We start from the raw sequence: 6,469 nt of genomic DNA on the forward strand, positions 1-6,469 counted from the left end.
CGCATGGGGGTGGCAGACTTCGTGCTCAAGCCCTTCGCCAAGCACGAGATCGCCGACGTACCGGTCCTCATGGCGGACGGCGCCGACGCCGTCAGAAAAATACTGGAAGTGGGCCTCGAAGCGGCACAGAACGCCGTGCACTAGGGATGTAGAGCTTGCCCTCGACTTCCCGCCGGGCCCGTTGGTTCGCCGGGAAATCCTTGGAGCTTTGTAACAAGTGGGAGAAATACTCACCACCTGCCACCATGGCCGTCTCAGACGCACTAATGTGCCCCTCATGAGTTCTTCAGACCCCACAGCCAAGAGCGCCGCGGGAACCCCGATGATTTCCATCCAAAAGGTGGAGAAATACTTCGGCGATTACCACGCCCTCTGCGACATCAACATCGACGTGCCGCAAGGCCAGGTCGTCATCGTGCTGGGCCCTTCCGGTTCAGGCAAGTCGACCCTGTGTCGCACCATCAACCGCCTCGAAACCATCGACTCGGGCGAAATCCACATCGACGGCAAGATCCTGCCCGAAGAAGGCAAGCAGCTCGCCAAGCTCCGCGAGGAGGTGGGCATGGTGTTCCAGCAGTTCAACCTCTTCGCCCACAAGACGATCCTCGAGAACGTCGCCCTTGCGCCCAAGAAGGTGAAGAAGAAGCCGAAGGCTGAGGCCGAGAAGCGGGCCATGGAGCTGCTTGACCGCGTCGGCATCGCCAACCAGGCCCAGAAGTACCCCGCTCAGCTGTCCGGCGGCCAGCAGCAGCGCGTGGCGATCGCCCGCTCGCTCGCGATGGAGCCGAAGGTCATGCTCTTCGACGAGCCGACTTCCGCGCTCGACCCCGAGATGGTTCAGGAAGTCCTCGACGTGATGAGCTCGCTCGCCAAGGAAGGCATGACCATGCTCGTGGTGACCCACGAGATGGGCTTCGCCAAGAAGGTCGGCGACCGCGTCCTGTTCATGGCAGAGGGCGCCATCGTAGAGGACACCGATCCCGAGACCTTCTTCTCGAATCCCGAGTCCGATCGTGCCAAGGACTTCCTCGGCAAGATCCTCGGGCACTAGGGCGGTGTCGATCATGAATCACACCACCCGTCCCTCCGCCGTGAAGCGCCCGTTCGCGGCGATCCTGGCCGCGGTGCTCGCCACGGGTCTTCTCGCCGCGTGCGGCAGCTCGGAGCCACGCAGCGTGGTCAACTCGATCAAGAGCGGCCACGTCGTTCTCGGCGAGAAATACGATCAGCCGGGGCTCGGAGTCCGCGAACCGGACAAGGAAATCACCGGCTTCGACGCCGATGTGTCCCGCTACGTCGTCAACTCGATCGCCCGGTCCCTCGGCGTCGAGGAGCCCGAGATCAGCTGGAAGGAAGCCCCGTCGGCGCAGCGAGAGAATCTCATCGCCAACGGCGAGGTCGACTTCATCGCGGCAACCTACTCGATCAACGATTCGCGTGCCGAGCGTGTGTCCTTCGGCGGCCCATACCTGACGACCTACCAGGCGCTCCTCGTCCGCAAGGACGACACGGGGCTTCAGACCCTCGAAGACCTCAATGCCGGCCGAAAGCTGTGTTCGGTCACCGGCTCGACGTCTGCGCAGAATGTGCAGAAGCAGCTTCCGGCCGTGCAGCTCCAGCAGTTCGACTCGTATTCCTCGTGCGTCGAGGCCGTGTATCGCGAGAAGGTCGACGCGCTCACCACCGACGCCACGATCCTCGCCGGTTTCGCCGACCAGTACCCGGGCGAGTTCGAGCTCGTCGAGATGAACAACCTCGAAGACGTCCTCGATGACGACGGCTCGGTCAAGTCCGAGGCCGGCTCCCCGTTCTCCACCGAGCGCTACGGCATCGGCGTGACCAAGGGCGATCAGGAATCCGTCGACGCGATCAACGCGGCGCTGGAGGAAATGATCGAATCCGGCGCGTGGAAGGAAGCCTTCATGCGCAATGTCGGCGACGCCATGGAGGAATCCGGCTACCCGATCCCCGAGCCGCCGACACCCGGCGATCTCTCGTTCCTCAGTTAGGAGGTGCATTAATCCATGTGGGAAGAATTTGGTCCGGCCCTGTGGCCGGCCTTCTGGATGACCATCAAGCTGACATTTTTCTCGGCCATCGGTTCGCTCATCTTGGGCACCATCCTCACTGCGTTGCGAGTGTGCCCGGTGCCGATCCTCCGCGGGTTCTCGGCAGCGTATATCAACATCGTCCGTAACACCCCGCTCACTCTCGTCGTGTTGTTCTGCTCGATGGGCCTGTACCAGAACCTCGGCCTCGCCCTGGCTCCGGAAAACGACCACTTCATCGAGAACAACAACTTCAACCTCGCAGTCCTCGCGTTCATCCTCTACACGTCGACGTTCGTGTGCGAGACGCTGCGATCTGGCATCAACACGGTGCCCATGGGCCAGGCGGAGGCTGCGCGCTCGCTGGGACTGGGCTTCGGCCAGATCCTCGGACTCATCGTCCTACCACAGGCCTTCCGGTCGGTGATCAACCCGCTCGCCTCGGTGCTCATCGCATTGATCAAGAACACGACGATCGCCTCTGTGATCGGCGTCGCGGAAGCGTCGCTACTCATGAAGTCGACCGTCGAATCCTATGCAGGCGATCTATATGTGATCTTCGCGGTCATCGCGCTCGGCTTCGTGATTCTCACGCTCCCGGTAGGCCTATTTTTGGGCAAGGTCAGCGAGAAGGTGGCGGTTAAGCGATGAGTACAAACGCAACAGTTCTCTACGACGCTCCGGGCCCCAAGGCACGCAAGCTCTACGGCGGAATCGCCGTCGCCTCGATCATCATCTTCCTCGCGATCGTCGCGTATGTTCTCGTCATCCTCGGCCAGAACGGCCAGCTCGAGGGCGAGAAGTGGTCACCGTTCCTCAAGGGAACGACGTGGACCACATACATCCTCCCCGGCCTGGTCGGCACGATCGTCGCAGCCGTTCTGTCCATCGTTCTCGCGATGATCCTCGGGCTGGTGCTCGCGGTCGGCCGCATGTCGCAGAACGCCGCGCTGCGGTGGATCTCCTCGATTATCGTCGAGCTCTTCCGCGCCATCCCGGTGCTGCTGCTGATGATCTTCGCGTACCAGCTGTTCTCGCTGTACCAGGTGTTCCCGTCGACCTACCTGGCGCTTGCAGCCGTGGTCTTCGGCCTCACCTTCTACAACGGTTCGGTGATCGCCGAGATCATCCGCTCCGGAGTGCACTCCCTGCCGAAGGGGCAAAACGAGGCCGCGGTCGCACTCGGGCTCCGGCCCGGTCAGACCATGCGGATGATCCTGCTCCCCCAGGCCATCACAGCCATGCTCCCGGCGATCGTGGCGCAGATGGTCATCGCGCTCAAGGACTCCGCCCTCGGTTACATCATCGGTTACGTCGAGGTCGTACGTTCGGGCATCCAGTCCGCCTCGTACTACCGCAACTATCTCGCCGCTCTGTTCGTGGTCGCCGTCATCATGATCATCCTCAACTACTCGTTGACGAAGTTCGCCGGCTGGCTTGAGCGCCGAGTGCGCGAGGGCCGCAAGGGCAAAACGCCCCTGGCCAAGGTGAAGGACACCGAGCCTGTGGGAGTCGAGCCCTAACCGGCGCTCCACTTCCCCAGTCGACAACGAAGGAGCGGGGCCGCATTCACGCGGCTCCGCTCCTTCGTATCGTTTGCCCGCCTCCGCGAGCTGCCCCTTTGCCTCGCGACCGCGCTACTTTTCGGCGGCTTCGTCAATCCATTGTGACGGCGTGGGGCCGAGGATTTTCGCGCCCTTCGGGGCAAGCAGCACTCCTGTCGCCAGCTGCGGGATCGGCGGCTCCTCGGACCGCACCGGGCGCTCGTCGCCGCGCGAGCGGAGGAGGCGCTCGGTGAGCTCGGGAAGACGGATCTGTTCCGGGCCTGCGACGTCATAGTTGGAGGGGTCGCCCTCCGCGGTGCGCACGAGCGCGGCTGCGACTTCCGACACCGCGATCGGCTGGATCAGCCAGTCGGAGACGACGACCTCCCGGTCGGAGAACTGCACCGCCGCCGGGTTGTCCGCGAATTCCATCCACTGCGCCGAGCGCACGATGCTCGTCGCGAGCGGCGAGGCCGTGTACACGTCCTCCTGCTCGCGCTTGGCCACGTAGTAGTCGAATTCGTCGAAGCACTCGTCGCCGATGTTGCAGATCGACAGGTACATGAGGTGGCCGACGCCGGCTTCCTGAGCGGCCTTGGAAACGTGCTGGGCGGCGGTCTTGTGAACAGCGACGACGTCCTCGCCGCTTCCGCCCTGCGGGGCCGACGCGTCGATGACGACATCTTGTCCTGCGAAAGCCTCGACGAGCCCCGCGCCGGTGGCGAGGTCGATGCCGGCGCTGCGGCTCAGCTCGGCGACGTCATGCCCGTTGGCCCTGGCGTGGCGTACGACTTCCCGTCCGGCCGTTCCGCTGGCTCCCAATACTGCGATCTTCACGCCTTGTCCTCTTTTCGCTTCGTCGGGTTTTGCGCCTTCGTTCTAACCTCATTGTCGACCCGTGAACGGCCGCGTCGCCACCATTGGACATATAGAACAGCGGAGATCACACCATGCCGGCCGCGCAGGCGGGCGGTAGCCAGATGCCGCTTCGGCGTCTATTGATGTGGCCCGTTCGCCCGACACACGCCATCCGCGGCGCTAGATTTCTTGCATGGTCACCGAGAACACCACATCCGAACGCGACCGCATCGTTGAAGCCCTCACCGGGGAGTGGTCGGCGATCCGCGAGCTGGTCTCTACATTCGACGAGAACGACTGGGACGCCCAGACGCCGTGCCCCGGCTGGAGCTCTCGCGACATCATCGCCCACATCATCGGCACCGAATCAATGCTCGCCGGCGAACAGGCACCGGCGTCCAGAGGCGATACTCCGTCGTTCGTGCGCAACGAGATCGGTGAGCTCAACCAGGCGTGGATTGATCACTTCCGTGGAGCGGAGGCGGCTGAGCTGGTTGAACAGTTCGACCAGATCACGCGCTCTCGGGACGAGACGTTGCGCGCGATGGCGGACGAGGACTTCCACGCCGAGTCGTGGACTCCTGAGGGCAAAGGCACCTACGCGAAGTTCATGCGGATCCGCATCTTCGATTGCTGGATGCACGAGCAGGATCTGCGCGACGCGGTCTCGGCGCCGGGCGGGATGGATTCTCCGGCAGCGACCATCGCGATCGAGGAGATGCTCGGCAAATTCGGCTACATCGTCGGTAAACGTGCCTCCGCGCCCGAGGGGTCGACGCTCACGTTGCGACTTACCGGAGCTGCGGGCCGGACTGTGTCTGTGGCCGTCGAAGGGCGGGCTCGGTATATCGAAGATGGCCCCGCCGAGCCCACGGTGACGCTCACGATGCCGGCGGGCGTGTTCGCCCGGCTCTACGGCGGAAGAGTCGCGCCGGCCGAGGTAACTAATGACATCCAGATCGACGGGGACGGCGAGCTCGCCCAGCGGGTGCTGAGCGAGCTCGCCGTCACAATGTAGGAGCCGAAGGACGGACGGGGCCGCCCACGGCCTAGCTGCCGATGGTCTGGGCCTCGAGACTGCCCTCGGCGCCAGCGGCCTCGAAGCCGAGGACGTGGAGCAGCGCGACTGAGGAGCCGAATACCGGAGCGAGGCTCGCGAGGCTGCCGGCGCTCGGAGCGTCGGTGCCATCCTCTCCGTCGTCATCGCCCGAGCCCGCACCGACGGTGACCGGGATCGACACGACCGTGCCGTTGTCGAGCTCGACCGTGAGGATCTGTTCCCCGGCAGGCGCGTCGGCGGGGATCTCGACGTCGATGTCGACCTTGCCGTCGAGTTGCGCGGCGAAGGCGCCCGCACCGAAGGTCGAGTCGTCGACCTCGGACGTGGTGTCGAAGGTGCCGAGCTCGTCCTCGCCGAGCTTCACGGTCGCCTTCGTGGCCTTCGTTGCGCCGAGCGAGGTGAGGTTGAGGTCGGACAGCGTAAAGCTCGTCTTCTCCCCCGCGGTGACGGTGTCCGGGAGGTTCTTCGCCGCGATCGCGCGGCGGGAGAAGTCCGGCGCGAGCGGCGAGTTCTCTCTGATGAAGTCCATCCACGTGTCCGAGTCGATCAGGCCGGTATCGGCCTTCTCCGTCGCCTCGGAGAATTCGGTGAAGTTGTCGCCGCCGCCGGCGAGGAAGCTCTGCGAGACGACCGAATAGGTTTCGCTCTCGTCGATGGGCTTCCCCTCGAAGCTCACCGAGGTGATGCGGTCGCCGCGCTCGCGCGTGGGATCGAAAGTCCAGGTGAGCGCGTCGTTCGTGCCGAGCGCGAGGAACGGGCGCGAGCTGCCGTCCGGCTGCCACTGCTGCTCGAGAACGTTCTTGATCTGCTCGCCGGTCATTTTCATCGTGACAATGGTGTTCGCGAACGGCAGCACGCCGTTGGCCTCGGCCTTGTTGATATTGTCTTCGGCGCCCTCGGGGTCGTTGAGCAGTTCGTCGCGCAGCCCGCCCGGGTTCATGAACCCGATCTGCGCGCCG

Annotated in this window: 7 protein-coding genes; 5 read left to right on the forward strand and 2 right to left on the reverse strand. The window is 64.2% G+C overall.

Features of this window, described 5'->3' with window-relative positions; translation table 11 throughout:
• Positions 1–322 precede the first annotated feature (322 nt).
• The 4 genes from K8V11_RS07770 to K8V11_RS07785 are packed head-to-tail and all read left to right on the forward strand — an operon-like array spanning position 323 to position 3,571.
• A complete protein-coding gene (locus K8V11_RS07770) occupies positions 323–1,051 on the forward strand; it encodes an amino acid ABC transporter ATP-binding protein (RefSeq protein ID WP_303912370.1) in 729 nt (242 codons plus the stop codon).
• A 13-nt stretch (positions 1,052–1,064) separates the two neighbouring features.
• Positions 1,065–2,009 carry a glutamate ABC transporter substrate-binding protein gene (locus tag K8V11_RS07775; RefSeq protein ID WP_303912352.1) on the forward strand — a complete coding sequence of 315 codons (945 nt, stop codon included), beginning with the start codon at positions 1,065–1,067 and terminating at the stop codon, positions 2,007–2,009.
• 15 nt (positions 2,010–2,024) lie between these two features.
• A complete protein-coding gene (locus tag K8V11_RS07780) occupies positions 2,025–2,699 on the forward strand; it encodes an amino acid ABC transporter permease (RefSeq protein ID WP_303912355.1) in 675 nt (224 codons plus the stop codon).
• Entirely contained in the window at positions 2,696–3,571 is an 876-nt protein-coding gene (locus K8V11_RS07785; RefSeq protein WP_303912358.1) for an amino acid ABC transporter permease, read from the forward strand. Before K8V11_RS07780 ends, K8V11_RS07785 begins: the two co-directional genes overlap by 4 nt.
• A 114-nt stretch (positions 3,572–3,685) precedes the next feature.
• Here K8V11_RS07785 and K8V11_RS07790 read toward each other — a convergent pair whose 3' ends face one another.
• Positions 3,686–4,429 (reverse strand): SDR family oxidoreductase, encoded by a 744-nt coding sequence (locus K8V11_RS07790; RefSeq protein WP_303912361.1) that lies wholly within the window; start codon positions 4,427–4,429, stop codon positions 3,686–3,688.
• 214 nt (positions 4,430–4,643) lie between these two features.
• On the opposite strand from K8V11_RS07790, the gene K8V11_RS07795 reads away from it, so the two are divergent.
• The gene (locus tag K8V11_RS07795) at positions 4,644–5,468 is read left to right on the forward strand and encodes a maleylpyruvate isomerase family mycothiol-dependent enzyme (protein WP_303912364.1); all 825 of its coding nucleotides are present in this window, start codon (positions 4,644–4,646) and stop codon (positions 5,466–5,468) included.
• 31 nt (positions 5,469–5,499) lie between these two features.
• On the opposite strand, the gene K8V11_RS07800 is transcribed toward K8V11_RS07795, so the two are convergent.
• Positions 5,500–6,469: 5'-nucleotidase C-terminal domain-containing protein (locus K8V11_RS07800; RefSeq protein WP_303912366.1), on the reverse strand; the 970-nt coding region annotated here is incomplete at its 5' end.

It is taken from the genome of Dietzia timorensis (assembly GCF_020742175.1).
Lineage (GTDB): Bacteria > Actinomycetota > Actinomycetes > Mycobacteriales > Mycobacteriaceae > Dietzia > Dietzia timorensis_A.